This window comes from Paenibacillus sp. J31R34, from assembly GCF_059383715.1.
On sequence record NZ_JBXENU010000001.1, the window covers coordinates 208,254 to 234,511 of the forward strand.

29 protein-coding genes are annotated in these 26,258 nt (G+C 48.4%); 26 read left to right on the forward strand and 3 right to left on the reverse strand.

The window, feature by feature from the left end; genetic code table 11:
- Positions 1-22: 22 nt before the first annotated feature.
- The 6 genes from AC50YG_RS00770 (at position 23) to AC50YG_RS00795 (ending at position 6,533) form a co-directional block, all read left to right on the forward strand.
- Complete coding sequence (locus AC50YG_RS00770; protein WP_046231994.1) at positions 23-766, forward strand: pseudouridine synthase; 744 nt, start codon at positions 23-25, stop codon at positions 764-766.
- Between the two features lie 90 nt (positions 767-856).
- Complete coding sequence (locus AC50YG_RS00775; protein ID WP_341278201.1) at positions 857-1,390, forward strand: redoxin domain-containing protein; 534 nt, start codon at positions 857-859, stop codon at positions 1,388-1,390.
- Between the two features lie 12 nt (positions 1,391-1,402).
- A complete protein-coding gene (resB, locus tag AC50YG_RS00780; protein WP_494824050.1) occupies positions 1,403-3,064 on the forward strand; it encodes a cytochrome c biogenesis protein ResB in 1,662 nt (553 codons plus the stop codon).
- A complete protein-coding gene (gene ccsA / locus AC50YG_RS00785; RefSeq protein ID WP_473757556.1) occupies positions 3,061-4,323 on the forward strand; it encodes a cytochrome c biogenesis protein CcsA in 1,263 nt (420 codons plus the stop codon). Before resB ends, ccsA begins: the two co-directional genes overlap by 4 nt.
- A 27-nt stretch (positions 4,324-4,350) precedes the next feature.
- Complete coding sequence (locus AC50YG_RS00790; protein WP_046231997.1) at positions 4,351-5,067, forward strand: response regulator transcription factor; 717 nt, start codon at positions 4,351-4,353, stop codon at positions 5,065-5,067.
- Complete coding sequence (locus AC50YG_RS00795; RefSeq protein WP_473757553.1) at positions 5,067-6,533, forward strand: ATP-binding protein; 1,467 nt, start codon at positions 5,067-5,069, stop codon at positions 6,531-6,533. The genes AC50YG_RS00790 and AC50YG_RS00795 overlap by 1 nt, the downstream gene beginning before the upstream one ends.
- A 436-nt stretch (positions 6,534-6,969) precedes the next feature.
- On the opposite strand, the gene serA is transcribed toward AC50YG_RS00795, so the two are convergent.
- Positions 6,970-8,559 (reverse strand): phosphoglycerate dehydrogenase, encoded by a 1,590-nt coding sequence (gene serA / locus AC50YG_RS00800; protein ID WP_494824053.1) that lies wholly within the window; start codon positions 8,557-8,559, stop codon positions 6,970-6,972.
- A gap of 285 nt (positions 8,560-8,844) precedes the next feature.
- Here serA and AC50YG_RS00805 point away from each other — a divergent pair, with 285 nt between their 5' ends.
- On the forward strand, positions 8,845-9,171 hold the full coding sequence (locus AC50YG_RS00805; protein ID WP_341278195.1) for a rhodanese-like domain-containing protein: 327 nt from the start codon (positions 8,845-8,847) through the stop codon (positions 9,169-9,171).
- A gap of 13 nt (positions 9,172-9,184) precedes the next feature.
- Here the strand turns inward: AC50YG_RS00805 and AC50YG_RS00810 are convergent, their stop codons facing one another.
- A complete protein-coding gene (locus AC50YG_RS00810; RefSeq protein ID WP_341278194.1) occupies positions 9,185-10,102 on the reverse strand; it encodes a hypothetical protein in 918 nt (305 codons plus the stop codon).
- A 107-nt stretch (positions 10,103-10,209) separates the two neighbouring features.
- Between AC50YG_RS00810 and AC50YG_RS00815 the strand changes: the two genes are divergently transcribed.
- Positions 10,210-10,815 (forward strand): CPBP family intramembrane glutamic endopeptidase, encoded by a 606-nt coding sequence (locus tag AC50YG_RS00815; protein ID WP_473757549.1) that lies wholly within the window; start codon positions 10,210-10,212, stop codon positions 10,813-10,815.
- Positions 10,812-11,039 carry a hypothetical protein gene (locus AC50YG_RS00820; RefSeq protein ID WP_494824054.1) on the forward strand — a complete coding sequence of 76 codons (228 nt, stop codon included), beginning with the start codon at positions 10,812-10,814 and terminating at the stop codon, positions 11,037-11,039. Before AC50YG_RS00815 ends, AC50YG_RS00820 begins: the two co-directional genes overlap by 4 nt.
- Positions 11,040-11,069: 30 nt before the next feature.
- Here the strand turns inward: AC50YG_RS00820 and AC50YG_RS00825 are convergent, their stop codons facing one another.
- Positions 11,070-11,951: a polysaccharide deacetylase family protein gene (locus tag AC50YG_RS00825; protein WP_494824056.1), complete on the reverse strand. Its 882-nt coding sequence runs from the start codon at positions 11,949-11,951 to the stop codon at positions 11,070-11,072.
- Positions 11,952-12,143: 192 nt separating this feature from the next.
- Between AC50YG_RS00825 and AC50YG_RS00830 the strand changes: the two genes are divergently transcribed.
- The 17 genes from AC50YG_RS00830 to AC50YG_RS00910 all read left to right on the forward strand — a co-directional run bounded on the left by AC50YG_RS00830 (position 12,144) and on the right by AC50YG_RS00910 (position 26,215).
- A complete protein-coding gene (locus tag AC50YG_RS00830; protein ID WP_473757546.1) occupies positions 12,144-12,464 on the forward strand; it encodes a hypothetical protein in 321 nt (106 codons plus the stop codon).
- Positions 12,465-12,662: 198 nt separating this feature from the next.
- Complete coding sequence (locus AC50YG_RS00835) at positions 12,663-13,277, forward strand: genetic competence negative regulator (RefSeq protein WP_046232007.1); 615 nt, start codon at positions 12,663-12,665, stop codon at positions 13,275-13,277.
- 449 nt (positions 13,278-13,726) lie between these two features.
- A complete protein-coding gene (prsW, locus tag AC50YG_RS00840) occupies positions 13,727-14,425 on the forward strand; it encodes a glutamic-type intramembrane protease PrsW (protein ID WP_341278190.1) in 699 nt (232 codons plus the stop codon).
- Between the two features lie 55 nt (positions 14,426-14,480).
- Positions 14,481-14,639, forward strand: a complete 159-nt coding sequence (locus AC50YG_RS00845; protein WP_338551755.1) for a hypothetical protein — start codon at positions 14,481-14,483, stop codon at positions 14,637-14,639.
- Positions 14,640-14,713: 74 nt separating this feature from the next.
- Positions 14,714-16,081, forward strand: coding sequence for a germination protein YpeB (gene ypeB / locus AC50YG_RS00850; RefSeq protein WP_494824058.1), 1,368 nt, complete (start codon positions 14,714-14,716; stop codon positions 16,079-16,081).
- Positions 16,082-16,140: 59 nt separating this feature from the next.
- On the forward strand, positions 16,141-16,794 hold the full coding sequence (locus AC50YG_RS00855) for a flagellar brake protein (RefSeq protein ID WP_473757542.1): 654 nt from the start codon (positions 16,141-16,143) through the stop codon (positions 16,792-16,794).
- Positions 16,795-16,853: 59 nt separating this feature from the next.
- Entirely contained in the window at positions 16,854-17,084 is a 231-nt protein-coding gene (locus AC50YG_RS00860) for a hypothetical protein (protein ID WP_494824059.1), read from the forward strand.
- A gap of 173 nt (positions 17,085-17,257) precedes the next feature.
- A complete protein-coding gene (gene cmk, locus AC50YG_RS00865) occupies positions 17,258-17,953 on the forward strand; it encodes a (d)CMP kinase (RefSeq protein ID WP_473757998.1) in 696 nt (231 codons plus the stop codon).
- A gap of 3 nt (positions 17,954-17,956) precedes the next feature.
- Positions 17,957-18,535 carry a lysophospholipid acyltransferase family protein gene (locus AC50YG_RS00870; RefSeq protein WP_473757539.1) on the forward strand — a complete coding sequence of 193 codons (579 nt, stop codon included), beginning with the start codon at positions 17,957-17,959 and terminating at the stop codon, positions 18,533-18,535.
- A 106-nt stretch (positions 18,536-18,641) separates the two neighbouring features.
- Entirely contained in the window at positions 18,642-19,871 is a 1,230-nt protein-coding gene (rpsA, locus tag AC50YG_RS00875; RefSeq protein ID WP_494824061.1) for a 30S ribosomal protein S1, read from the forward strand.
- Between the two features lie 95 nt (positions 19,872-19,966).
- Complete coding sequence (locus AC50YG_RS00880) at positions 19,967-21,337, forward strand: SMI1/KNR4 family protein (protein ID WP_494824062.1); 1,371 nt, start codon at positions 19,967-19,969, stop codon at positions 21,335-21,337.
- A gap of 97 nt (positions 21,338-21,434) precedes the next feature.
- Positions 21,435-22,067 carry a YphA family membrane protein gene (locus AC50YG_RS00885; protein ID WP_494824063.1) on the forward strand — a complete coding sequence of 211 codons (633 nt, stop codon included), beginning with the start codon at positions 21,435-21,437 and terminating at the stop codon, positions 22,065-22,067.
- Positions 22,064-22,969, forward strand: coding sequence for a YIEGIA family protein (locus AC50YG_RS00890; protein WP_473757536.1), 906 nt, complete (start codon positions 22,064-22,066; stop codon positions 22,967-22,969). Before AC50YG_RS00885 ends, AC50YG_RS00890 begins: the two co-directional genes overlap by 4 nt.
- Before the next feature lie 2 nt (positions 22,970-22,971).
- Positions 22,972-23,151, forward strand: a complete 180-nt coding sequence (locus AC50YG_RS00895; RefSeq protein ID WP_046232017.1) for a capping complex subunit for YIEGIA — start codon at positions 22,972-22,974, stop codon at positions 23,149-23,151.
- Between the two features lie 78 nt (positions 23,152-23,229).
- Entirely contained in the window at positions 23,230-24,552 is a 1,323-nt protein-coding gene (gene der, locus AC50YG_RS00900) for a ribosome biogenesis GTPase Der (RefSeq protein ID WP_341278181.1), read from the forward strand.
- A 12-nt stretch (positions 24,553-24,564) separates the two neighbouring features.
- A complete protein-coding gene (plsY, locus tag AC50YG_RS00905; protein ID WP_473757535.1) occupies positions 24,565-25,173 on the forward strand; it encodes a glycerol-3-phosphate 1-O-acyltransferase PlsY in 609 nt (202 codons plus the stop codon).
- 7 nt (positions 25,174-25,180) lie between these two features.
- On the forward strand, positions 25,181-26,215 hold the full coding sequence (locus tag AC50YG_RS00910; protein ID WP_473757534.1) for an NAD(P)H-dependent glycerol-3-phosphate dehydrogenase: 1,035 nt from the start codon (positions 25,181-25,183) through the stop codon (positions 26,213-26,215).
- Positions 26,216-26,258 lie beyond the last annotated feature (43 nt).

Below are 26,258 nucleotides of genomic sequence, written 5' to 3' on the forward strand. Positions count from 1 at the left end.
GATAAAGTTTGAGGTGAAAGTATTGGAACGTTTACAGAAAATATTAGCGCAAGCGGGCATCGCATCCCGGAGAAAATGCGAGGAAATGATTTTGGCTGGAGTGGTTGAAGTCAATGGCGAGAAAGTGACCGAGCTCGGTGTGAAAGCGGACCCTGCTGTAGATGTCATTCTCGTGAATGGCAAGCCGATCCGAAATGAGAAAAAAGTGTATGTGATGCTGAATAAGCCGAAGGGCGTTATTACGAGCGCGAGCGATCCGCAAGGCCGCAAAATCGTTTCCGACTATTTGCCGGGCATCAGAGAGCGCGTTTATCCGGTAGGCCGTCTGGACTACGATACGGAAGGGCTGCTGCTGCTCACGAATGACGGCGAGTTCGCCAATCTTCTGACTCATCCGAGCCATCATGTACCAAAAACCTATTATGCGACAGTAAAGGGCGTGCCTCACGGAACGCTGCTGGATCAATTGAAGAAGGGCGTTAAGCTTGAAGACGGCATGACCGCTCCTGCTGAGGTTGAGTACCAGGACGTGAATACGGAAGAAAATACATCGACTGTCCGTATTACGATCTATGAAGGCCGTAATCGCCAGGTTAGAAGGATGTTCGAAGCGATTAATCATCCGGTTGTTCGCTTGAGAAGGGTGAAGTTCGGCGAGCTGGGCTTGCATAATTTGGCAAGGGGGCAATTCCGCCATCTGACGCCTGTAGAAGTGAAGGAGCTGCGCGAAGCTGCTCGTAAGTCACATAAAGTTCATAAAAAGTAGACGGCGGCAGCGGCAATTGCCGCCAGCTTTTCGTTATAATGGATCTATCTATGTTGATACACTAATCGAAATGCAGGTGATGAAAGCTCTATGAAATCGTCACGCAAAATCATGCAGATCGTCATATTGTCAGCCGTGCTCATTATCGGAGGGTATGCGATTGGAACAACTTTGTTTGCTTCCGGCCAAAGCGGGGGCGTTCCGAAGGTGGGAGGCACACCTCCGGAGTTTAAGCTTGTAGATATACAGGGCAACGTACATCAGCTGTCCGATTACAAGGGCAAAGCGATTGTCGTTAATTTCTGGGGAACATTTTGCCCGCCATGCGTGAAGGAAATGCCGGAATTCGAGCGTCAATTTGCCAAATGGCAAAATGATGGCCTCGAAATTCTGGCTATTAATTTGAGTGAGGATACACTCACCGTTAACAATTTTGTCCATCAGTTTGAGCTGAACTATCCGATATTGCGGGATGTGGACCGGAAGACGGAGCGGGAGTACGGACTAAGATCGTATCCGACTACTTTTTTCGTTAAACCGGATGGTACAATAATGGATATTACGGTTGGTGGAATGACTGAAGAATATATTGATGAGCGAATAGAGAAGCTGTTAACGTATTAGGAGGTTTCTTCCGTGTTAGCTATACATAACACTAAGTGTGAATGCGGGCATCAGAACGCGGTTGGAACTGTGCTGTGCGAAAGCTGCGGCAAGCCGCTTATGGAGGACCAGCAGCAAAGTGAGCCGCTGGAAATGCGTTATGACGGCATTGCCCGGCGTTCGCAGAAAAAAAACCAAAATCCAATCGACCGGATTTGGAGCTTTTTTTCTTCTGTGAAAATCGCCATTTATTTAATTGTGCTGACGTTTGTCAGCGCATCTCTCGGAACGATTTACCCGCAGGAAAACACATTTATCAATAACTTTGATATTGCGGCTTATTATGAAAGTACATATGGGACACCAGGCAAAATCTATCATATGCTAGGTTTGTCGCACACTTACGAGTCCTGGTGGTTCATTACGCTGCTTGTAATGATCGGTACATCACTCGTCATTTGCAGTCTGGACCGGATTTTGCCGCTTTATAGGGCACTGAGCAAGCAGCAAATTCGCAAGCATCTCCAGTTCATCAATCGGCAGAAGACGGTATATTCCGCAAAAATGGACGAGCCCGCCGAAGCATGGGTGGAGCAGTTTGCGGCTCAGCTAAAGCGGAAGCGCTACCGCGTTCATATGGACGGCTCGGCACTGCTTGCGGAGAAAAACCGATTTAGCAGATGGGGGCCTTATATTAATCATATCGGCCTTATTTTGTTTCTGCTGTCGATACTCGCCCGCAGCCTGCCTGGCTGGCAAATGGACAGCTATATTTCGATTGCTGACGGCGCGACCGTGCCGATTGAAGGCACCAACTATTATGTCAAAAATGAAAAGTTTACCGTTGATTTTTATACGGATGACGAGCTTCCGCCGGAGCTGAAGGGACAAGCTAGGGCAAAGCTTTATGAAACGGCGGCTGTGCTTTATACATGTACAAGCGGCTGCGAGGCTGGCGAGACGCCGGTGCTTGAGGAAGTAGCGAAGCATGATATTATCGTCAACAGCCCACTGAAATACAAAGGTTTAAAGCTGTATCAGTTTGACTTCGATCTGACGCCTAAACTCATAAGCGTCCAGCCTATGCTGATTAACAAAGAGACGGGCGAGAAATACGGGCCTTTCGAGCTGACGATGAAGGATGCTGCGCTCGATTATGAGCTCGGCCCTTACAAAATGCGGCTGATTGCCAATTACATGGATTTTGCAGTTGGCGAGAACGGCGAACCAACGACGCTCGGGCGTGAACCAAATGCGCCAGCATTCGTCTTTCTGATTACCGGTCCGGGACTCCCTGAAGCGGGACAGCCTTATATGTATTTCCCGATGCAGAAGGACAAGGAGAAGTTTGGGCAAGATCAAATTAATGGCGCTTTAGCAAGCAAGTTTGAGATCAAGGTTGACGGGATGCAAAATGTCAACTTCTCAGAAGCTTCTACCTCGCTTAATGTTCGTGTGGACAAGGCGCTGAATTTTGTCTGGGTCGGTGCAGCTATATCAATGATCGGCTTGTTGATGGGTTCATACTGGCAGCATCGCAGAATATGGCTGCGCATTGACGACGGCCAGCTGTCGCTTGGCGCACACACGAATAAAAACTGGTACGGCATGCGGGCGGATGTGGCAGGCGCGCTTCAAAAGATTGGCGTGACCGTAGATCCAAAGTCGCTAGATAACGGAGGGAATAACGCGTGAGTTTAGTTGATTTGAGCAGTGATGCTTTTATAGCCGCTTTTTTTCTGTATTGCTTTGCCTTTTTATTTTATGTCATTGCGATTGCGGGGAAAAAGTGGAGCAACCGCGATCCGTTTCAGCATGAGAAGCGCTGGGGACGCATTGCGTTTGTCACCTCAAGCTTGGGGCTGGCAGCCCATCTGACCTTCTTCTTCACAAGATGGGCAGGTAGCGGTCAAATTCCAACGAGTAATATGTACGAATTTATGACCTTCCTCGGTATGGCGATAATGATTGCTTTTACGATTATATATGCGATTTATCGTAAAGCGCTGCTGGGCATGTTCTCCCTGCCGCTAACCGTTATTATCGTAGCTTATGCTTCGGTTTTTCCACAGGAGGTCCAGCCGCTAATTCCAGCGCTTAACTCCATATGGCTTAAAGTACATGTCACGACTGCTGCGCTTGGCGAAGCCTTTTTTGCCGTCGGCTTTGCTGCCGGGCTTATGTATTTGCTGCGGGTTGTTGATTTCAATAGCGAGACGAAGGAAGCGCGGAGATCGCGTTTTTGGGTAGAGTTTTCGCTATATACGATTATTATTATTATTGGTTTTCTGGTTGCGGTATTCGGTTTCCGTGCCGCTGGTTATGAAGCTCAGTTCTCGCAGGAGATGTCGACAGTTGACTCCAAAGGAATGGAGTCGTCTAAAGTCGAAACGGTTGATTATTCCCTGCCTCCGATTGTGAAGCCTTATAACAGCCAGGTCGTCCATTCTGACAGTTTCCTTGGCATGACAGACACGAAGCTGGAGGCACCATCTTGGATGAACGGCGTTAATGCAGGTCGCAAGCTCAATACGGTCATTTGGTCGATTATTGCTGGAACGATATTGTATGGCTTGCTCCGCCTCGTATTCCGCAAGCCGCTTGGAGCAGTTATTCATCCAGTCATGGAGGGGGTAGACCCGGATGATCTGGATGAAATCAGCTATCGCGCCATTGCGATTGGCTTTCCGATTTTCACGCTCGGTGCGCTCATCTTTGCCATGATTTGGGCCAATATTGCATGGGGGCGCTTCTGGGGCTGGGACCCGAAGGAAGTTTGGGCGCTTATTTCCTGGCTTTACTACAGTGCTTATTTGCATTTCAGATTGTCGCGCGGTTGGCAGGGCCTGCGGTCCTCCTGGCTCGCGGTCATTGGCTTCGTCGTTATTCTGTTTACGCTTGTGGGTGTAAATCTGGTAATAGCGGGTCTTCATTCTTACGCGGGAACGAATTAATCGCGATTGGGAAAGGGGTTAGTGAATATGTCTAATTTCGCCAGCCGAATTTTGGTTGTTGACGATGAAGAACGGATTCGCCGTTTGCTCAAAATGTATTTGGAAAAGGAAGGCTACGTCATTGATGAAGCGGAAGATGGGGAATCCGCGCTGCAAATGGCTACGGCTACGGACTACGCGCTGATTTTGCTCGACGTTATGCTACCGGGCATTGATGGCGTGGAAATGTGCTCCCGCCTTCGTCAAGTGAAGGCGACGCCTGTCATTATGCTGACGGCGAAAGGCGAGGAAATGAATCGCGTGCAAGGATTTGAAGTGGGGGCTGACGATTATGTCGTTAAGCCATTTAGCCCGCGCGAAGTCATTTATCGGGTTAAGGCGATTTTGCGCCGCTCCTCGGCGACTGCCTTTTTGACGAAGGAAGTCAATTCCAGCAACAATATCGTATTTCCGCATTTGGTCATTGAGCATGATGCCCACCGGGTAACAGCGGCAGGTCAGGAAGTGAGCTTGACGCCAAAGGAATATGAGCTCTTGCACTATTTGGCTGTTTCGCCGGATAAAGTGTTTTCCCGTGAGGAGCTGCTTAAGGATGTATGGAACTATGAGTTTTTCGGTGATCTCCGAACCGTTGATACGCATGTCAAGCGCCTGCGCGAGAAGCTGAACAAAGTGTCTGGCGATGCAGCAGCCATGATTACAACGGTATGGGGCGTCGGCTACAAGCTTGAGGTGCCAAAGTAATGAACTGGAGGAAGTACTCTCCTTTTCTACTGTGGCATAGCGTCGTAGGCAAGCTGTGGGTGACGATTATTTTGCTCGTGGCCGTCGTTCTGCTGACGCTTGGCGTATTTCTTATTCCGTATATCGGGTATTTATTTGAAAATGATGCGAGCCATGAAGTGATGCTGCTGTTCGTCATCGTTGCAGTTATCGGCTTTCTGATGTCGACCTTCTTTGCCTTTTTTCTATCGCGTAAAATTCAGCAGCCACTGCTCGAGCTGAAGGAGGCTGCGGATTCGATATCGCAAGGAAATTATCAGATGCGGGTGAAAATTCGCTCAAATGATGAAATTGGCGAGCTGGCGAATACGTTCAATAATATGACTGAGCAGGTCGATAAGCTAATTCATGATCTTAATCATGAGAAGGAGCATTTGTCGAGCATCCTGCGCAGCATGGGGGACGGAGTTATTACGTTCGATGCTGAAGGCGAAATAATTTTGACAAATCCGCCGGGGCATTTGCTTATAAACCGCTGGGCTGATCTGAATCAGGAGTGGGGCGATGCTTTTTACGATAGCACAAAGCCATACTCTTCTGTCCCTGGACCGCTGCTTGATATATTCGAGAAGGTCATGGACGAAGGCCGCGATGTTTCGAATAAAGTATACGTGCACAACAGCATGTGGTCGGTCGTGATGGCTCCACTGCTGCGCGAGGGCGTTGCCCGCGGAGCGGTCGCAGTTATTCGGAACGTGACGGAGGAGCATAAGCTGGAGAAGCTGCGGCGTGACTTTGTGGCGAATGTTTCACATGAGATTAGAACGCCGCTTTCGATGATGCAAGGCTACAGCGAAGCGCTGCTTGATGATATTGTGGCTTCTCCAGAGGAGCGCAAGGAGCTTGTGCAGGTCATTTATGATGAGTCGCTGCGTATGGGCAGGCTAGTCAATGATTTTCTGGATATGGCGCGTATGGAAGCTGGGCATGTGGAGCTGAATTTGCGGCAGGTCGATTTGCTGCAAATTATAAGGCGTGTGCATCGCAAGTTCCAAGTATTTGCCAAAGAACGGGAAGTTATGTTTAAGACAGAGCTGCCTGATATACCGCTCTTGCTGCTAGGGGCGGATGAAGATCGGCTAGAGCAGGTGCTGACAAATTTGCTGGATAATGCGCTGCGGCATACGCCGCTTGGCAAGTCCGTGACGATTGCGGCAAGCCAAATGACGATTAATCAGACCCATTTTATTCAAATGCAAATTAAAGATGAAGGACAGGGCATTCCTAGCGAGGATTTGCCGTATATCTTCGAACGGTTTTACAAAGCGGACAAATCGCGCAAGCGAGGCACCTCTGTTGGAACGGGTCTCGGTCTTGCGATCGTCAAAAATATTATAACCCAGCATAATGGGCAAATCGAAGTAGACAGCATACTCGGCAAAGGAACGACCTTTACGCTGTTGCTGCCTGTCGAAACGAAGCATTAGCTGTCAAGGCGCTCCTATCGGAGCGCTATTTTTTGTTGAAAAGAAGCATTAAATCTTGTTGCTCGTGAAACATTTTCATAAATAGAATAGAGTTTTCTAACAAAAAATGTTTTTAAATGACAGGAACCTCGGATACGGCGAATGTGCAGTTGATGCAGATGCAGTGGCTGCCTTACACTTTAGGTAGGAATGTCCTACGAGCTTAAGGGTCCAGATACGTTCAATCTTGGCGATAGCGGTGCATTGCTAATCACCTACACGGCAAGACATTTAAGGCGGTAGAAGCCGATCAGGCCGTGTGTAGTGTGTAGCGTGTAGCAGCCTGTTGTCAGGAATAGGAGTAGAGAAGGGCCATAGCAAGCCGATTGGCAAACAAAAACCCCTAAGTGGTCAATTAAGAACACTTAGGGGTTTCTTGCATGGACAGAAGTCCTTATTAGATTTTGATTTCTTTTGCAGTGTTCAGTTCAGTTAAGTTCATAAGCTGCTCAAGAACCTCTTTCGGGGTTCCTTTGTCAACACGCAGTACCATAATCGCGGAGCCGCCCTCTAGCTGACGACCCACCTGCATCGTTGCGATGTTCACGTCATTTGTACCAAGCAGCGTACCAACGCGGCCGATAATACCAGGCTTATCATTATGCGATATCAGAATCAGGTTGCCTTCAGGTGTAACATCGACAGGGAAGTTGTCAATTTGCACAATGCGAGGACCGTAACCCGTAAGCAGTGTGCCTCCAACGACGCGATCTTCCTTCTTCGTGCGCAGCGATACGGTTACGAGATTCGTAAAGTCCTTCGAAATATGCGATTTTTGAACGACAATGTTGACGTCGCGCTCTTTCGCAAGGTGCATCGAGTTGACGATATTGACTTGCTCTGTGCCAAGGTGGTGGGACAAAATGCCTTTGACAACGTAGCGAGTCAGTGGCTGAGTATCTACTTCCGCAAGATCACCGGAATAACCGACAACGATTTCCTGTACAGGACCGTCTGTCATTTGGGAAATAAAGCTGCCAAGCTTCTCCCCAAGAATGAAATACGGTTGAAGCTTGCTTTGCAGGCCAGCCGGAATTGGCGGCATGTTGACTGCGTTGCTGAACGGCTCATCACGCAAAATGTGCAGCACTTGCTCCGAAACGTCAATCGCAACATTTTCTTGCGCTTCTACTGTCGATGCGCCAAGGTGAGGCGTTACGATAATTTTCGGATGCTTCAGGAACGGGTGGTCCTCAGCAGGAGGCTCTACTTCAAATACGTCGAATGCTGCTCCAGCGACGATGCCTTGATCGACCGCTTCAACCAGAGCAATTTCATCAATGATGCCGCCGCGAGCGCAGTTTACGATGCGCATGCCAGGCTTCATAACAGCAAATTGGTCTTTGCCAATCATATGATGAGTCTCAGGTGTGAGCGGGGTGTGCACCGTCATAAAATCCGCGTTACGGACAATTTCTTCCACCGATGCAAGCTTAATGCCAAGCTTTTCTGCACGCTCTTCCGTCATAAACGGGTCGTAGCCGAGAATGTCCATGCCGAAAGCTTTTGCACGTTTTGCAACTTCGCTGCCGATACGGCCCATGCCGAGAACGCCGAGCACTTTGTTGCGAAGCTCTACGCCAAGGAAGGATTTGCGATCCCAAACGCCATTGACCGTTTTCATATAAGCTTGAGGAATATGGCGGGCTACAGCCATCATCATGGCAAAAGTGTGCTCGCTAGTTGTAATCGTATTGCCGTCAGGAGCGTTAATAACGATGATTCCGCGCTGGGTTGCAGCGTCCAGATCAATGTTGTCTACGCCAACGCCTGCACGTCCAACGACTTTCAGAAGCTTGCCAGCTTCCATAATGCGTGCTGTTACACGCGTTTGGCTGCGAACGAGCAGAGCGTCATATTCGCCAATAATGGCGACGAGCTCATCCTCGCTTAAACCTGGTTTTTTATCGACAATGATATCTTCCGCGTCTACAAGCTGTTGGATGCCCAGATCGCTGATGGGATCGGATACTAGCACTTTAAACATAAGTAGATTGCCCCCTAAAATTTTTGCGAATGTAAAAATCATTTCGTAAGCTACATCAGGTGTGATACTAAAATAAAAACCGCCCTTGCACACTATGCATGCGAGGCGAGAGTTTCATATAGTCAAACGGCTACTCGAATCATGTCGAACGGACAGAAAGGATAGCCTTTATCATTTTAAAGCATTAACATGGACAATTGCAATCCTCAAACTTGATCAAATGTGAAATTTTTTGATATGATTCATGCATTGCCTGCTTAAATAGATAAAGGGGAGAGACGAGACATGAACAATTGGGAAGAGATCGAAGCGGATGTTTTTTTGCAGCTTTTGGAGAAAGGACATATAGAGGCAGGGCAAGTCATTGACGTTCGTGAGTCATTTGAATGGGATTATTATCATCTGGAGCAGTCCACGCTTATTCCGATGAATACGATCCCTCAGCAATTGGGACAATTAGCGGATGACAAGCCGCTTTATATCGTATGCGCTCATGGCGTTCGCAGCGCAAATGTATGCGGATATTTAGAAAAGCAGGGCTACGGCAGCCTCCTCAATGTGACGGGAGGGATGGCGGCCATAGCCCTGCTTCAAGGGTTTCAATACGATTAGCACCAGCTGGCGCTTAAGACGAAGTCGTGGTGAAGAAAGGCAGCAGCGGCAGCACTTCCTTGCTGTACATTTGCTCTGAGCCGCTGCTGTAGTCACCGTTGCGTACTGCGGCTGTATTCATCAGCAGCTCAGCAATGGCAGCGATGGAGCGGATTTTCATTTTGCTCGCTTGCCCCGTCTTAATAAATTCATCGATCCGGATAACCAGATCCTGTGGATAGTAATTCGTTAGCTGCTTATGCGACAGCAAATGGTCTGCCATTAATTTGTTTTTCACAATGAGGGGCAGCTTGTTCCATTTGCTGATTTCCAAAATATTCGGGAATTTGTATTCGTTAGGAATATCACTGTTTACGGTAGCCGCCCATTTCATCATCGCGCTGTAATAAGATTGCTGCGAGGACAGGGTTTGCTTCACGGCTGCTTGGTAAATGGAATCGTCATCAACGGCTGCAATGAGCTTCGCAGAATTGAGCGTCTTCGCCTTGTTTGCTGCTTTATTAGACGTTTGCTCAAACAATTCAAGGCTTTTAATGACGCTCGCCTGTGCTTCACCGAGCAGTGGCGATTGCTGCATGTTGAAGGAGGCGACCTCGGCTGCCTTTTTCTTGGCCAGCTTGGACAAATCCTTGAAAATGGCATTGCCATCGGCTGAATCATCCTGCTCCAGCTTCTTCATAGCATTGAACCATTCGTTTTGGAATTCACGGTAGGGCAGAAATACAGTATGATAGTAGGAGACGAGATCTTGCTGCTGATACGGAGTCGACTTGGATTTTGCCTCACTGTTTAACTGTTTCATTTCGTAGCTGGTTTTTGTCTGCTCACTGCCGTACTGTACACCGTAGAAAAATGCGCCAACTGCGCAAACCAGCATGAAAATAAAACCTATGCTGTAAAACATGGCGGAACGGGTTAGCTGCTTTTCCATAACAAAACTCCCTTTTATGTATGTATTCATTATTGCTCTCTTTTGCAGCCTGTGCGTACAGGTGAATTTACTTCAAAAATACGAACCTCCAGGACGGGCGGGAAGTTATGAAAAAATTCGACATCCGTAAAATACGAGTGCGCAAGGTGACCGTTGACGAGCTTGACGATCGCATGCTGCTCATTAATTTGTACATGACGCAAGCACTTACTTTTATTATCGGCTTGATATGGGTTTTATTTCAGCGTCAAAGCATAATTACTTTATTTCATTTTCCGAAAGAGCTTGCCGTCGTATGGTTTGGACTAGGTTTGGCGGCGGTTGTACTGCTTGTAGATTTGTCTATTTCCCGTTTTGTCCCTGATGAAGCAGCCGATGATGGCGGTGTAAATGACCGGATTTTTCGTGAACGCCCGATTTGGCATATTATCGTATTGTCGTTTGTCGTCTCGGTTTGTGAAGAGCTCCTCTTCAGGGGCGCTCTGCAGCATGCGTTCGGGCCGTATTGGACAAGCATTATTTTTGCAGCCATTCATGTCCGGTATTTAAAGCATTGGATTCCAACTGGACTTGTGTTTTCCATTAGCTACGGCTTAGGATGGATTTATATCCAAACCGGCAGCTTATGGGCCCCAATTCTTGCGCACTTTGCGATAGATATGATTATGGGCTTTATTATAAGATTCAGGAGGGAACCGAAAGGGCAATTATGAGCAGGGTACAAAAATTCGGGAAAGCCACGCGCAAAGGGCCGTCGCCCGAGACAACGGAAGCTTCCCGAATTGATGAAGAGGGAAGGGATATCCTTCCCCCAAGACGGAAAAAGTTCCCTTCGGGCGCTAGCAAAATAACGAGATGGTATTATAATGTATTGTTTTTCCTCTTTTTGAGCTTGGTCGGCTTATTGTTCTGGTACGGAGTGAAATATGCGAATTAAGCTGCTGCAGCGATTGGCTACCCCAGCGCTTTAATTCGTTTGCTCCGTATCAATTGCAGCCGGATCGATGAAGCCATAGCCCTTGTCTTCAAGCTGCGTCAGCAGCTTGTCAAGCGCTTCAGCGGTCCAGGCCAGCTCATGCATTAAAATGTTGGCGCCTGGATGGAGCTGCTCCAGCACACTCGCGACGACTTTATCAGGATCTCCGGGAGATTTCTGCTCCCAATCGAGCGAACCGTTGGACCACGTCATGTACAGCATGCCGTGGTTTTTGACGATTTCTTTAACGCTATCGTTGCCGGAGCCATAAGGCGGACGGAAAAACTTTGGCGCTTCACCGGTTAGCTTCATGACGCTATCCTGGACATCAGCCACCTGCTGCTCCACTTTAGTGGCGGATTCTTTTTTCAAATTGATGTGGTCCCAGGAGTGGTTGCCGATCGTCTGTCCGCGCTCATGAATGAGCAAAAGCAAATCAGGATTCGCTTTAACCCGGTAGCCGTTTACGAAAAAGATCGCTTTGGCCTTGTGTTTGTCCAGCGTATCGAGCAGGCTGGTCAGCACCTCCTTGTTGTGCGGCCCATCATCAAAGGTCAGCAGCACGACTTTGTCCGCCACCCCTTTATCAATCGGCTTGAAGCGGTATACGCTGTCCATTTTGTAAAGCTTGGCTGCCGGTGCCTCGCTTGGCGACGGCGTTGCTTCGGCTTCTGTAAGAGGCGAGGCCGTTGGCTCCTCCTGCTGAAGGGTTGGCGAAGCGGCAGGCGACTGCCTTGCTGCTGGACTTTCCAGTGCGGAAGCACTTTCCTGCGGCAGGCTGCTGCCTGAGGGGACGCTTTGCTGGCTGCAAGCGGCAGCAACTAAAGCGGCTCCCAGAACAACAGCGAGCGCTGCGGTCATTCGTTTAAACATAATGAACCTCCATTTATATTGTAGTTGTCAATGGGTATTATTGTAGCATAATCAATAATGCTGTGTTTTGCAGGCTGCTGGATTTCCTTTATTAAGCAGGATAAATAAGGTGGGGCAAGCCACACTAAAGGGTGAAATCGAATATTGAATGGGTTTTTTTAAGGCCCTAAATCAAGGAGGTTTTGTCCTACTATGAGGCTAAGAGGATTTCTTCTCGGAGGGCTTGCCGGGGCAGCCGCTGCTCTCTATGTTGCTCGCAAGCGTCCAGGTACAGCTGCACTTGCAGCGGGCGTGCTGGCGAGCGCTTGCTCATCGATTAGCCATAAGGCGATGTCCTTGTGGAACGACAATTGGACGCAAAAGGCTGTAAATACGGGCCCAAAGCGTACAGACGATACCGCCGGAAAATTCGGAGACGGCTGGGTTCAGATTGAAGCAATGATGAACAGTGATCCGGAGCTGAAACAGCAAGCCGAGGAGATCATGGCGGAATCGTCGAACACGACACATTAACCAACAGTTTCTGGAAGGAATCGTTTGAACGAGGCACTGAAAAAGTGCAGATTCGAACGATTCTTTTTGCCTATTTTAGGTGCAATCCGAGTTTGAACATGATAAAGTAGTTACATAGTTTGATTTGACCATTTTGGTCACATCTTCTTATTAATTTCATACGCTGTTACAACAGATGCTGCAGAGGAGGATCCTGTCATGAAGATCGAACGACTTAGTCAGGACAAGATAAAAATATTTCTGACGTTCGACGACCTGCTGGAACGAGGGATCCAGAAGGACGACATGTGGCGCGAAATTCCAAAGGTGCACGAACTATTCAGTGAAATGATGGATCAAGCATACAGTGAACTTGGATTCGATGCCAGCGGACCGTTAGCGGTCGAAGTGTTTGCCCTGCCGGCCCAAGGTATGGTCGTGATTGTCACTCGCGGCAAAATGAACGGAAGCTCGGAAGAGAGAACTTCCGATGATGATGACGCAGATGACGAAATCTACGAAATGGAAGTAACGCTTGAGCAAAGCGATATCGTCATGTATTCCTTTCGGGATTTCGAGGATGTTATACAGGTTTGCAGACAGCTGCAAGCCGCTGCCCTAACAGAGGATGGGCGCCTGTATGCTTACAATAATAAATATATACTGGCGCTGGAACCGGCTTTGATTGAAACGTCCCGCCATAATGCCGTTATCGCCCTGCTGGCGGAATACGGCGAAGCCACATCGGTCACTTATGCGATGCTGGAGGAGTACGGGAAAGTAATTATGCCTTCCGAGGCAGTGAAAGAAATATGCACTCATTTTTTCAACTAGGCAATGCTTAAGCGAAGAGGGCGCAATGAACAGAGCATTTGCGGGAGTGTCAAGCCTGCTGATGCTCTTCTTCTTTTTTTTATGAAAAAACAGGATTATAGTGTCCGCCGCTTCTGCTAGATAGCACCATAGACAGGAAGAACGTAGCGGTGAGGGGAAATGTCATTATGATAATAGGTATATCCGATGCGTCCGGAGCGTTGTATAATGAAGAGGGATTGAACATCCTAATTTGTTGGACAAGCGGGATTCAAACAGCATGCTGCTGGTGATGAATTCGAAATAGATGTGAAGCGGGATATATGAATAATACGCAGTTTGGTACAAGTATGCGAAATCCATCAAAACCGTAAAGTGGATATGCGGCTTGCCGATTATATGGCGAATAGCCGTAAATTGAGGAAGCCTCCCTATCGGGGGCGGGTGCAGCAAGGGGGTGAACAACGACGATGACGTGGATTTCTGTGTTGACAGCAGCAGTGGCACCGGGAATAGCGCTGCTGACTTATTTATATTTAAAGGACAAATACGATACGGAGCCGATTCATATGGTCGTCCGGATGTTTTTGCTGGGCGTGCTGATTGTGCTGCCGATCATGGTTGTGCAGCGCGGCTTGCAGCTGTGGTGGGGGGACAATCCGATCGTATTTTCCTTTGTGCAATCGGCTGGCGTAGAAGAATTTATAAAATGGTTCGTTCTTTATCATTTTATTTATAATCATACGGAGTTTGACGAGCCTTATGACGGCATCGTTTATGCCGCCTCCATCTCGCTCGGATTTGCGACGCTCGAAAATGTGATGTATGCCTTCCTGACACCCGCAACGTTCGGATCGCTCATAATGAGGGCGCTGCTTCCGGTATCGGGGCATGCCCTATTCGGCATTATGATGGGCTATTATGTAGGCAAGGCGAAGTTCGAAAGCAATGGCAAAAAACGCAGAAATTATATCATCGTATCGTTTCTACTGCCCATTATGCTGCACGGCAGTTATGATTGGATCATGATTACGATGCGTTCCAGCTGGATATGGTTCATCATTCCGTTCATGGCCGTGCTATGGGTCGTCGGGCTCCGAAAAATGCAGCGGGCTAATTCGCGCTCTCCGTTTCGTTTTTTGAAGCGGGATGAAGAGGTTAAATTGTAACGATGCCGTCCATACTGACAGCTAGAGGAAATTTTTCGATAAGCTGGAGGTAGGGATGGAAGCAGTCAGAGTGAAAGTGACCATTCGCTGCAATGTATGTGGCGAGAAGTTCGTTTTGCGCGGCAAGCGCGAAAGCAGCGGCGTAGATACAGGTTTCAAGCAATGCATTTGCAACAACATCGACGATCTTGATATTGAAGAACATACTTTTTAACCAAATTGAATGCATAAAGCTCCTTTCGGCAAACCAAACTAACACCAGGTTTGCACAAGAAAGGAGCTTTTTGTATGGTTTATAAACGGATAAGCGCGGTGTTGTTCCCGATTGCTGCAATTTTGCTGGTCGGTTCGCTCTATTGGGGCTATCAGGAGCATCAGGAGAAAAATACGGTTTTGATGAAGGCGGAAAATCAGTATCAACGGGCGTTCCATGATTTAACTTACCATGTGGATAAGCTGCATCAGCAGCTTGGCAATACATTAGCCGTTAATTCCACATCACAAGCATATCATCGAAAAGGGCTCGTTAACGTATGGCGGCTAACAAGCCAGGCACAAAACGAAATCAACCAGCTGCCGCTTTCGATGCTTCCATTTGACAAGGCGGAGGACTTTTTGTCGCGCATCTCCAATTTTGCCTATAAAACTTCCGTTCGCGATTTGACGAAGCAGCCGCTGTCAGAGGATGAATTCAAAACCCTCAAAACGCTGTATGCCAACTCAAAGGATATTTCACAAGATTTGCAGGGCATGCAGGAAAAAGTGCTCTCCAATCATTTGCGCTGGATGGATGTCGAGCTGTCATTGGCTGCGCAGCAGGCCAAAGGCGACCAGACGATTGTGGATGGCTTCAAGGGAGTCGATAAAAAGGTAAGCGAGTATCCGGAAATCAACTGGGGACCTTCGGTTTCGAGCATGTACGAGAAGCGTCCGATCAGCATGCTGAGTGGTAAAGCTGTAACGCCGGATGAAATTAAGCAGCGCGCTGCCAAGTTTGCCGGCAAAAAAGGCGAGGGAAAGAACATTCGCGTGGAGGAAAATGGCAAAGGCACGGAATATGCTTCGTATTCCGCAGTATTGTCCGAGCATAAGTCCGGTAACTCGATTCATATGGATTTTTCGCAAAAGGGTGGCCAACTGATCGCTTATATGGATCCCCGTGATATTGGAGAGAAGCAGTTGGGCATCGAGCAAGCGAGGGCTGCGGCTGAAAAATTTTTGAAAGAACATGGATTTGACGGCATGAAGGCAGTCAGTTATGACGCCTATGATAATGCAGGAACGTTCAGCTTCGTCGGCAACCAAGGCGATGTGCTGATTTACCCAGACAAGCTGACGATCAAGGTTGCCCTTGATAATGGAGATATAGCGGCTCTGCAAGCGAATGAATATGTTTTCGAGCATCATAAGCGGACGCTCCCTAAGGCAGGCATCTCCAAAGCAGACGCGCGCAAGGCGCTGAATCCGCAAATGAAAGTGTCGAATGAGCAGATGGCGCTGATCAAAAACGATGATGGCAATGAAGTGTTATGCTATGAATATACGGGCCGGATCAACGATAACGATTACCGCATTTACATTAATGCAGACAACGGCATGGAAGAATCGATTGAAGTTTTGTCTTCGCTTGACAAAGTGGCAAGTTCCGGTAAATAACCTTATGGCTCCTCTCTATATGTCGTGTTATAATGACAGCATTATAGGGGGGAGCCAACTTGTTGCCGAAAATTAACCAAACGCTATTTTTCCAAATTGCTTCTTCTGATGAAGCAGAAGCTACCATTGAGTACAAGGCACGTATTGCCGAGGTGCTGGATGAAGACTTTTTGATTGAGAACCCGATAAATAGCCAAAATGGCAGAATGAAAAGAATGTTTTTGGGCGACGAGCTTTCGGTCTATTTTGTATCGGAGGACGGAATCAAGCATTTCTTTAATTCCCACGTTCTTGGTTTCCGGGAAGATGTCGTCAAGCTGGTCAAAATCCGGAGGCCGGAGCTTGATCAGATTACAAAGGTGCAGCGGCGCAATTTTCTTCGGGTAGCTGCGGAGCTTGAAATCGCAGTGAAAACGCCGGATCAGGTTCGCTTCGTGGCGCTTACAGATGATGTTGGCGGCGGTGGAATTTCGTTCATTTGCGATGGCAAATGGCCGATTTCCCAAGGTCAGGTGCTGGAGTGCTGGCTGCTGGTTCCTTATAAAAATGGTTCCATAGAGCATGCATCATTTAATGCTGAAATTGTGCGGATTGTAAATCTTGAAACGGGGCGCAATCAGGCGATGATTAAATTTGCCGGCATTAATGATTCAGACCGCCAGCGAATTATTCGTTACTGCTTTGAGCGTCAGCTGGAATTCCGCAACCGCTGAATAGCGCAGGCACCCTCTAGGTATACTATCCATTAATAGGGATATAAGGGAATGATTGCATGGCTCGAATGTTTGGGCAAAGCAAGAAACAGCAGGTGGGACAAGCTCCCGGCGAGTCTTTTTCAGCTCGGTTTGATCAAATAGGAAAAGGGCTTGGCATCTTGGCTGCCGCGCTGCTTATCGCCTGTTTGCTTGCGCAAACGGCGCTGCAAAGCAGCGCGGTAAGACACTTGCTGTCGGGGGCCGAGCGTATGGAAGGAACCCGTCTGAAAGGACAGGTTTCTTCATAATGCGTTCAAATACCTGAAAGTGGGGTGGAGGGGGTTTTTGCATCCGCTCGTATAGTGTGGTATAATTTTCACGTCCGCAGGCAAAGCCTGCTTTTTTATTGAGAGGTTAGCGTCGCATCTGTCACGGTGTATCAAGCCAGCCATCTCGACATAAGGGGGGTTGACTTTTAGTGATGCAGCAAGACGGTGACGGCGAGCGGATCAACATTGCTATCGATGGACCTGCTGGGGCAGGGAAAAGCACAGTAGCGCGTAAAGTTGCCGAACAATTAGGATATGTTTACATTGATACGGGTGCTATGTATCGAGCCGTGACCTATAGTTCGCAGCAGGCGGGTATTGGGCCGCAGGAAGCTGGCAAGCTGGCTGACCATGTGACACATCTGGACATTAAGCTCCAGGCTGGCAACAATGGACAGACTGTATTTTTGAATGGAGAAAATGTCACTGAACAAATTCGTTCACGCGATGTGACGCTGAGTGTGTCTCATTATGCGGCGAATGAAGCGGTTAGGCAATTTCTTGGCGCAGCCCAGCGTAGGCTGGCTGAGGAAAAAGGTGTTGTAATGGATGGCAGGGACATTGGCTCCCATGTGCTTCCAAACGCTGAGTTGAAGGTTTTTTTAACAGCATCCGTTGAGGAGCGTGCGCTTCGCAGATACAAGGAGCTAGCTGGCAAGCAGCCAGTGACGCTGGAACAGCTTGCGGAAGAAATTTCGCAGCGGGATCAACTGGATGAACAGCGGGAGATTTCACCGCTCGTCCGCGCTGAAGATGCAATCCTGCTGGACAGCACAGCGATGTCGATTGAAGAGGTCGCCGAGGCTATTGTCAAATTAAGCAGAACCAAATTGGCGGGGGCGAAGTAAACTATGTTATACCTGTTGTTCCGATTTCTTCTCCGTGTGCTTTATATATGCCTATTCCGTCTTGAAGCCAAAGGGCTTGAGAATATACCTGCTGACGGGCCTGTTATCCTATGCGCCAATCACGTCAGCAATTTTGACCCGCCTACGGTAGGTGTCAAAGTTAAACGGAAAGTCCATTATATGGCGAAAGCGGAATTGTTTAAAATTCCAGTTTTCGGACCGCTCATTCGGGCATTTGGAGCTTTTCCAGTTAAGCGCGGAGGCGTGAGCAAAGAGGCGATCAAATCATCGATCACCCTGCTGAAGGAAGGCAATGTAATGGGGATTTTCCCGGAAGGCTCTCGCCGCAATCAAGGCGGGGAAGCGAAGAAGGGAGCCGCAATGATTGCGCTTCGCAGCAATGCGGTTGTTATTCCTGTGGCAATTGTGGGTAATTATTCCTTGTTTCGCAAAGTAACGGTCTATTATGGCAAGCCGGTTGATCTTACTGCATTTATTGATGATTCCTCACCGGATAAGCTGGACCGTCTGACTGATGCGATTATGAAGGACGTTCGCGCTCTTATTGCAGCGAACAAATAAACATAGCTGTTTTAAATGCTGCTTAATGTTTTACTTTAGAACGTTGGCGGATTTAAATAAATTTGTAAGTTGAAAAGTTGTTGGATGAATTGAGGAGGTTATTTCAATGTCAGAAGAAACCAATGTGCAAGAGTCCGCAGTAGCGGAAAATCAAGAGGCTATGGATAATTTCGTATCCTTGAAAAAAGGGGATACAGTTAAAGGTTCGATCGTCAAAATCGAAGATAACCAAGCTTACGTAAGCCTTGGATATAAATATGACGGTGTTATCCCGATTCGCGAACTGTCCGCAGTTCAATTGGATAATGCAAACGATGCCGTACAAGTAGGCCAAGAGGTTGAGCTTAAAGTTATCAGCATTGATGACGAGAAAGAAAAGCTTGTTCTTTCCAAGAAAAGCGTAGATGGCGAGCGCGCTTGGGATTCGCTTCAAGCTCGTTTCGAGAGCGGCGAAGTATTTGAAGTTGTCGTAGCTGACGTTGTAAAAGGCGGCCTTGTCGCTGATGTTGGCGTGCGCGGCTTTATTCCAGCTTCGATGGTTGAGCGTCATTTTGTAGAAGATTTCAGCGACTACAAAGGCCGCACACTTCGCGTAAAAGTGAAAGAAATCGACCAAGAAAACGGCAAAGTTATCTTGTCTGCGAAAGAAGTATTGGACGCAGAATTCGAAGGCAACAAACAAAAATTGATCGCGGCTATTGAGCCAGGCCAACAGCTTGAAGGTACAGTTCAACGTTTGACACCATTTGGTGCATTCATTGATATCGGCGGCGTTGACGGTCTTGTTCACGTTTCCGAGCTTTCATGGCAGCACGTTGCTCATCCTAAGGATGTAGTAGCTGAAGGTCAAGCGGTAACGGTTAAAGTGCTTAAAGTTGATCCGGCTGCTGGTAAAATCAGCCTAAGCATCAAAGCTGCTCAACCAGGTCCTTGGGAAACAGCTGGAAGCCAATTCAACATTGGCGATATCGTAACAGGTACAGTTCGTCGCCTCGTTACTTTCGGCGCATTCGTTGAAATTGCTCCAGGCGTTGAAGGTTTGGTTCACATTTCCCAAATCGCTCACCGTCATATTGCGACTCCTTTCGAGGTATTGCAAGAAGGGCAAGAAGTTCAAGCGAAAGTTCTTGACTTCAACCCTGCTGAAAAACGCGTTAGCCTGAGCATCAAGGAAACAGAAGAAGCTCCTGAGCAACCGCAAAAGCCAGAAAGACAACAACGCGAGCGCGCTCCTAAACAAGAGGAACTGAACAATCCTAATGTTAGCTTGAACAGCCAAAGCATGAGCTACTCGCTGGCTGAGCGTTTCGGCGACAAACTGAATAAATTGAAATAATTCGTTTACAGGTATTCTCTCGAAAGGCCAGGCAGCTGCTTGGCCTTTTGTTTTTTTATATAAGCATTTATATACCTCATTAATAGGGTGATATTATGACTATACATAAGCAATTGGAACGCATTAGGCAAAAGCTGAAGACCGCAGCTCAGACCGATGCAGACCATCAGCTATTTGGGGCGAGAAGCCATACATATGCAATGAACAGCCCGCTTAGCCTCGATGAGCTTCGTCAGTTTGAACAAGCGAATGGCGTCAATTTACCTGAGGAATTTTCAGCCTTTTTAATGCATATTGGAAATGGCGGTGCTGGACCCTATTATGGTATCCATCCATTAGGGACGAAGCAGGCTATTGATCTGGATCGAATAGGTGAGCCTTCTCCTTTGCAAGCAGCAATGACTAAGGAGCAATGGGAGAGCGAATATCCTTGGATCAAGGATGAAAGCGTATTGAGCGATGAAGAATACGAAAAAGCGAGCGTAGAACTATTCCAAGGACTGCTCAATATAGGGGAACAAGGCTGCACATACGAAACGATGCTGGTCATTACAGGCAAATACCGTGGAAAAGTCGTTTATATTGATCTCGATTATCAGAAGCCGTTCGTGACCTATGAAGCCCATTTTTTAGACTGGTATGAGCGCTGGCTAGATGAAGTCATTGCCGGGTATGTAACGAGCTGGTTTGGTACGAGGCGTGGTGGAGATGATAAACAGCTAGTTGAATTGTATCAATCTACAGCGGATGAACGTGTGAAAATCGAGGCTTTGGACGGCATGTTTAAGCTAAAGGAGATTTCGCAGGAGACGATTAGCTTTTTAATAGACGTGTATGCGGGACCTTCCATAGCCTTGCGATGCCTGTCGATGCAGGTGCTTGCAAAAATGAATGTGGCTGAGGCAGAAATTTTCATTAGGCAGGAGCTCACAAGCAGTCATGCTGAAAATCGTTTGCATGCCATACAGTGCATTCATTGGTATATGCCAAAAGGAGATTCACGCTTTAATCAGGAATTAATTGCGCTATTCTCAAAAGAGTCAGATGAGGAGGCGTTTCGCTTCATCTGTTATATTTTGCAAGCAGCCGGTGTTGACTTACTGCCCATGCTCCAGCCTTTTTTCAAGCATCCGAATGAAGAAATTCGCGTGCAGGCTGTATATCAGGCGGGCCAATCGGACAAAAAAGCAGATTATGTTGCCGATTTTATACAATTGCTTGATGATCCGGCGGTTAGAGTACAGCATATCACCTTGCAGGCACTGTCTGGAGTGACTAATCCTCTACTGCTCCCTATTTATGAGCGTCTGCTGCAGCAGCATAAGACTGACAAAGATTATATTCGGTCTAATATTGAGAGACGGCTTAAGGAGTTTCCATATAACTATATGGAGCAGCTTGATAAGATGCTTTCTTCAGCCTTAAAACAGGTTGGCAAGCTGTTTGGAAAAAATGATGAACTTTAAATGCATGAACTGTAATTGAGGTTGTTCCTAATGTTTCATAATTAGGAATAGCCTCTTTTTTTTGGCGCATAATAGCTTCACGTGGGGTGATTTGGCTGTGAACGAAGGGTATTTGTCGTTCTGGATTATGATTATGGCTTTCATATTAATGATGACAGGCTGGGCGGAATATGTCGGAGCAGGGCGCTCAAAGTTGTTCGTTGCTGCCTTGTGTCTACTTGCGCAGCCGTTTCATTATCTTGTAACCGTTTATGGGACAGCCATTGAGATTTATGGGAGTGTTATGGTTGCGGCAGCTTCTGTCTGCTGGACGCTGCGCAGAGGAGCAGCCGGCGAATCCAGACGATACCTGCTGTTATGCGCTTGCTTGACCGGTATTATTTTGGGCGGTATTCAGAAGCTGTATCGGCTTGATCCGGTGTTTTATTGGCTTGACCCCGTTTCAGATGGAGGCCTGCTAGGCGGACTGCTCGCAGCTGCTTTTTCGGTGAAGGCGGGCCATCAATTTGGCCTATTGCTGCTCGCGGCAATAATGGCGGAATTAGCGAATGGGCTGTTATCAAGCGGCGGTTACATGGCTAGAATTGGCTCCTTGGCTTGGTGGGACAGCTTTTGGCTTGCTTTTGCTTGTGCGCGGATCATTAGTATTGCTTTCTATTTGCTCCGTGCTTCTTACAGCAAGGTATCTGGAGCGGGCTGGAGAAATAAAGGAGGGAGCTCCCCGAAATGAGCCACTATTTAATTGTAAATAAGCATCTGCTAGGTGTATTGCTTGGAATGGCATTCGGTATTATAGCAAGGCTGCTGATGCTGAAAACCGATTATCGCCAATATCCGACTTATCCACACGGAAGGATTATCCATATTTCGCTAGGCGTCATTGCTGCGGCGCTTGGGGCAGTGGCTGTTCCGGCGCTATACAGTAAAGACTATACGGCGATTACCTTTTTATCACTAGCCGCACAGCAATTTCGGGATGTCAGAAAAATGGAGCGCGAGACGCTGACGAAGATCGACAGCTTGGAGCTCGTCAGCCGTGGGGCAACTTATATAGAGGGCATCGCTATGGTGTTTGAAGGACGCAATTACCTCGTCATTATGTCATCACTGCTTACTAGTCTTTTCGCTGTAATGGTCAATCTATGGGTTGGTCTGCTGGCAGGAGGAATATCGCTGCTGATCGTCCATCATTTTCGTTCGGGCAAAACGCTGTCGCACATTATTTCGGCGGAAACAGCTGAGGTGCGCGTGGATGGGCCGGATTTGCTCGTCGGCGATATATATATTATGAATGTGGGGCTGAAGTCAAATCAGGATATCATTCGTGAGCGCGGAATGGGCTTTATATTGACACCTCTGAACGCAAACAGCAAGGTTACCATGGGTAATTTGGGCCAGCGTCAAGCGATTTTGTACGATTTGGCTACGATGCTGGGTGTTTACCGTGATGATGGCGAACCGGCCTTAATTCCTATGGCAAAGCTCGATATGAAGGATGGCAGGCTTGCCGTATTTATGCTTCCGCAGGATAAGGACAAGAGCAAGGCGCTCAAGGTGATCGGACGCGTTCCGATTCTCGAATCGGCTGTACGCATGCCTACAGAAGCAAAAGTCAATAAGCAGGAGGGCTGAAAATGGCGAATATTGTAGCAGTCGTTTCGAGCAACCGGGATGTCTCAGGAGGCGGTGCACCAATCTTTTTCGCAGGCAGCGAGCAGGAATTGGAGCAGACTGCTTTTCTGCTGGAGAAGATTTTGAATGCGAATGCCCACAATCTTAAAAATGGCGTCATTATCCTCGTTAATCACCTTTAAGATGAAAAGTTAGCCAAGGCGGCTGTTTTTTGCTATGATGGTAAGCGTGAGAATTACTGAAGGAGTGAATCGATAACTATGGCAAGACCTGTTATCGCCATCGTCGGGCGCCCGAATGTGGGTAAGTCTACCATATTTAATCGGATAGTCGGCGACAGGCTGGCAATTGTAGAAGATAAGCCGGGGGTTACGAGGGATCGGCTGTACGGCACCGGAGAATGGAATGGCATAGCCTTTAATATTGTAGATACAGGCGGCATTGAAATTGATGGTGAAGATGAGATTATGAAATCGGTTCGGATGCAAGCCGAGCTGGCAATTGAAGAAGCGGATGTCATTATTTTCATGGCAGATGCGAAAGCGGGCCTCACCCATTCGGATGAAGAAGTGGGACAAATGCTGTTTCGCTCCCGCAAGCCTGTCGTACTCGCTATTAACAAGGTGGACAATGCGGGACGTATGGACGAGGTTTATGAATTTTATGGTTTGGGCTTTGGCGAACCGATTGCTATTTCCGGTTCCCATGGCATGGGCATTGGCGATTTGCTGGATGCTGCCGTATCGAAGCTGCCAGAAATTGAAGAGGTTGAATATGAGGACGACGTGATTCGCGTTGCCTTAATTGGACGTCCAAACGTAGGCAAATCCTCACTTGTTAATGCGCTGCTTGGCGAAGAACGCGTTATCGTCAGCAATGTAGCAGGTACAACTCGCGACGCCATCGATACGCCTTTCGAGCGCGATGGACAGAAGTATGTGCTGATCGACACAGCTGGTATGCGCAAGCGCGGCAAAGTGTATGAATCTACGGAAAAATACAGCGTTATGCGTGCGATGAAAGCGATTGAACGCGCTGACGTTGCCCTCATCTTGATTAGTGGTGAGGAAGGCATTATTGAGCAGGACAAGCACATTGCTGGCTATGCGCATGAAGCGGGCAAAGCGTCTATTTTTGTTGTAAACAAATGGGATGTCGTCGAGAAGGACGAGAAAACGATGCAAGCTTTCTCGCAGACGATTCGCGACCATTTCCTGTTTATGTCGTATGCGCCGATCGTTTATTTATCCGCGCTGACGAAGTCCCGTCTGCATAAGCTGCTGCCTGTTGTGAATCACGTATCGGAGCAGCATGCTTTGCGCATTCAGACGCATCTGCTGAATGATATTGTTGGAGATGCGGTTGCTTACAACCCGCCGCCGACGGACAAAGGCAAACGTCTGAAAATCAACTATGTGACACAAGTGGCGACAAAACCGCCGACGATTGTCATTTTCGTCAACGAGCCAGAGATGATGCATTTCTCATATGAGCGTTATTTAGAAAATAAAATACGGGCAGCGTTTAATTTTGAAGGCACGCCGCTACGGTTATTTACACGTCGCAAGTCAGACGAGGATTAGGGGAGAAGAGGCGTGCTGTACTCAGCTATTGCAGTTATTATCAGTTATTTATTAGGTTCCGTTTCATTCAGCATCGTCATCGCGAAATGGCTGAAAGGCATTGACATTCGCGAGCATGGCAGCGGCAATGCCGGGGCGACGAATACGATTCGCGTGCTTGGTAAAGGGCCGGGTATAACGGTCTTTTTGCTGGATATTGCAAAAGGGGTAGTCGCTGTGCTGCTGGGCCAGTGGCTCAGCGGGGGCGACGCTGAAAGCTGGACGCCTGTTCTATGCGGACTTGCGGCCATTATAGGCCATAACTGGCCCATTTGGTTCCGTTTCAAAGGTGGCAAAGGCATAGCAACAACCGTTGGCGTCATCGTAACGCTTGCGTTCTTGCCAGCGCTGCTTGCGGGAATCGTCGCTATACTTGCGATTGCCATTACACGCTACGTATCGCTCGGTTCCTTGCTGTTCGCAGCATTGACGCCGATCTTTATTGCTTTGCTTACTTACTCCTTGCCGCTGCTTTGCGCGAGCCTTGTTTTATGCGTATTTGCGTTTGTTCGTCACAAGGCGAACATTGCGAAGCTGCTGAAGGGAACGGAGAACAAGCTTGGCGCAAAGAAAGGAATGTGAGTCCAATATGGCAAAAGCAAAGTCTGAGCAAGCGCGCCGCGCTGCGGTGCTTGTAGCGGGAAGCTGGGGCACAGCGCTTGCTTCCGTTCTGGCTCGCAACGGCTATGAGGTGCTGCTGTGGACGCGTAATGCGGAGCAGGCAAGCAGCATCAATGAAAGCCGTATGAATGCTAAATATTTGCCAGGCGTAACGCTTCCGGAAGGCCTTCGGGCAACGACCGATTTGCAGGAAGCGCTCAGCGGAGCGGAGCTTGCGCTGTTTGTTGCTCCATCCGGTGCGATGCGGGAAGTGGCGAAGCAGGCCGCTCCTTTTCTTGCAGCCGAGACGCTTTGCGTGCATGCAACGAAAGGGTTTGAAGCCGATACGCTTAAGCGGATGACGACGGTGCTTTCCGAAGAGCTGGGTCGTGCGCCTGAGCAAATTGTTGTGCTGTCTGGCCCGAGCCATGCGGAGGAAGTGATTAAACGCCAGCCGACAACCGTAGTTGTCGCTTCGGCAGACATGAAAGCAGCCGAGCAAGCACAGGATGCTTTCATGACCTCCGATTTTCGCGTTTATACGAATCCAGATGTCGTGGGCGTTGAGGTAGCTGGCGCGATTAAAAATATTATCGCGCTCGGTGCCGGCTTATCAGACGGGCTCGGCTTTGGCGATAACGCCAAGGCGGCGCTGCTTACGCGCGGGCTGGCAGAGATCGGACGCCTGGGCGCAGCCATGGGGGCCAATCCGCTCACCTTTGCTGGGCTAGCGGGGGTTGGCGACTTGGTTGTTACTTGTACGAGCCAGCACAGCCGCAACTGGCGTGCGGGGCATATGCTGGCGGATGGCACGCCGCTCGCCGAGGTGCTCACTAGGATGGGGATGGTCGTTGAAGGCGTGCGCACGACACGTGCCGCGTTTGAGCTGGCCAAGCGCTATGAGGTTGAGATGCCCATTACCGCACAACTGTACAAGGTGCTGTTCGAGGAGTTTTCGCCAAAGGCAGCGGTTGAGCATCTTATGGGTCGGCTAAAAACCCATGAGATTGAAAGCATCGGCTAAGACAGGCGCCTACACCAAACGATTGCCCTGCTCATATGATATC